We start from the raw sequence: 545 nt of genomic DNA on the forward strand, positions 1-545 counted from the left end.
TTCCGCATCGCCGTGGTCAGCGATGTCCACCTCGGGCCGGTTCTGGGTGCGTCCCACACCCGCCGGATCGTCGAGGCCGTCAACGCCACGCGGCCCGACCTCGTCGCGATCGTCGGCGATCTCGTCGACGGCACCGTCGCCGACCTGGGCCCGGCCGCGGAACCCCTGACCGGGCTGCGTTCCCGCGAGGGGACCTACTTCGTGACCGGCAACCACGAGTACTTCGGGGATGCCCGTTCCTGGATCGAGCACCTGCGCGACATGGGCATCCACCCGCTGGAGAACGCCCGCCGGGAACTGCCGGGCTTCGATCTGGCCGGTGTCAACGACCTGGCCGGGGAACGCTCCGCGCAGGGCCCGGACTTCGCCGCGGCGCTGGGAGACCGCGACCCCTCCCGGGCCTCGGTCCTCCTCGCCCATCAGCCGGTGCAGATCCATCAGGCCGTGGAGTACCGGGTCGGTCTCCAACTGTCCGGCCACACCCACGGCGGCCAGCTGTGGCCCGGCCCGTATCTGGCGGCGCTGGCCAACCCCACGGTGGCGGG

1 protein-coding gene is annotated in these 545 nt (G+C 72.3%); it reads left to right on the forward strand.

The genetic code is table 11. The features are described 5' to 3' along the window. The coding region (locus tag ACL06G_RS21485; protein WP_412836528.1) for a metallophosphoesterase at positions 1 to 545 on the forward strand (545 nt) is incomplete at both ends.

Origin of the sequence: Streptomyces callyspongiae (assembly GCF_047200695.1) — a bacterium.
Lineage (GTDB): Bacteria > Actinomycetota > Actinomycetes > Streptomycetales > Streptomycetaceae > Streptomyces.